Genomic DNA, 1,233 nt, shown 5'->3' with positions numbered 1-1,233 from the left:
GGCTCCGCCGGATCCGCCGACACCGCCGTTGCCGAAGAACACCGCTCCCGAACCGCCGGCGCCGCCAGCACCCTGGCCGCCCGCGCCGCCGGTGCCCCCGGCACCGCCGTTCCCGAAGAAAAACGAGCCGTTGCCGCCCTGGCCACCGCTGCCGACGCTGGTGCCGCCGCCGGCGCCGCCGTTGCCACCCGTGCCGCCGTTGCCGAAGATCAGGCCGCCGTCGCCGCCGTCGCCGCCACTGGCATACAGCGCTCCGTTGGTGCTGGTGGCCCCGCCGTTGCCGCCGTTGCCGCCCGTCCCGAACAGATATCCGGAGCGACCGCCATTGCCGCCGATGCCGCCCACCGGCTGCGTCGTAAGCGGCACCGCGGCCGTGGTTCCGGCGCCGATACCACCGCCGTTGCCGCCCACACCGCCAACCCCGAGCAGCTGGGCATCGCCGCCGGCGCCGCCGAAGCCGCCCGAGCCGGCAAAGCCGGTGGCCACGCCGGCGCCCCCGTTGCCACCGAGGGCACCGTTGCCGCCGGACCCACCGTTGCCCAACAGCAGACCACCGGGGCTTCCGGTGCCGCCCAGACCACCGATGCCACCTTGGCCACCCTGGGCGCCCCCGGTACCGCCGTCACCTCCCAGCCCGCCGTCACCGCCGACCGCGCCGTTGCCGAACAGCCCGGTGGCGCCCCCGTTTCCACCGGACCCACCGTGGCCGCCGAAGCTGGCGAAGGATCCGTCGCCGGCTCCCCCGGCTCCGCCGGCTCCCCCAGCGCCCGGGGCGCCGTACAGCAGTCCGCTCTGTCCGCCAAGACCACCCATGCCGCCGTAGCCACCCACGCTCTGGACCGTCGCGTTGCTGAGGCCGCCGGCCCCGCCGGTCCCGCCGGCGCCGCCGACGCCGAACAAGGCCGCTGCCCCGCCACCGGCTCCGCCGGATCCGCCGACACCGCCCGCGGGGATGATGGTCGGCGAGGGGCCGATGGCCGGCGCGGCTCCCCCGATTCCGCCGTTTCCGCCCGCGCCACCCAAGCCGTAGATCAGCCCGGCGCCACCACCGTTGCCGCCGTTGCCGCCGGTGGTGCCGACGCCACCGGCCAGTGGCGCAGGGCCGCCGTTGCCGCCGGCGCCACCGGCAGCGCCGTTGCCCCACAGCAGGCCCCCGTTGCCCCCGGCGCCGCCGTTGAACCCGTTGAGACCGGCGGTGGTGGAATTCCCCGCGGCTCCACCGGCGCCGGGGGC

1 protein-coding gene is annotated in these 1,233 nt (G+C 77.2%); it reads right to left on the bottom strand.

What is annotated here, in order from left to right:
- The coding region (locus tag EET03_RS31495) for a PE family protein (RefSeq protein ID WP_122508772.1) at nucleotides 1–1,233 on the bottom strand (1,233 nt) is incomplete at both ends.

Origin of the sequence: Mycobacterium innocens (assembly GCF_900566055.1) — a bacterium.
In the GTDB taxonomy this organism is placed as follows: Bacteria; Actinomycetota; Actinomycetes; order Mycobacteriales; family Mycobacteriaceae; genus Mycobacterium; species Mycobacterium innocens.
The sequence above is the reverse complement of the archived record's forward strand: the minus strand, read 5'-3'. Positions and strand labels throughout refer to the sequence as shown.